Origin of the sequence: Anaerococcus sp. HMSC075B03 (assembly GCF_001815585.1) — a bacterium.
GTDB classification, from domain to species: Bacteria; Bacillota; Clostridia; order Tissierellales; family Peptoniphilaceae; genus Anaerococcus; species Anaerococcus vaginalis.
Map to the genome: position 1 here is coordinate 313 of NZ_KV821203.1, position 237 is coordinate 549.

1 pseudogene is annotated in these 237 nt (G+C 28.3%); it reads left to right on the forward strand.

Features of this window, described 5'->3' with window-relative positions:
* Positions 1 to 120, forward strand: a pseudogene (locus tag HMPREF3045_RS09140) (sigma-70 family RNA polymerase sigma factor); the annotation flags it as partial.
* Positions 121 to 237 lie beyond the last annotated feature (117 nt).

Here is a 237-nt window from a genome sequence, read left to right on the forward strand (position 1 = left end):
TATTTCAATGATGAAACACTTCGTGCAGTATCAAAGACTCAAAATATATCACATACTGCTTTAATAAAAAGGCGAGATAAGATTTTAGAAAAACTAAAGAAATTTATAGAAGAACTATAAATTCTGGTTACCAAAGAGGGCAAATTTTCCTTTATAAAGTGAGGGGAGTTTTGTCCTCTTTCTATTTTAAAAGCAATCTAAATAATATTTGAACCTTAACAATTGAATAGACCAAGA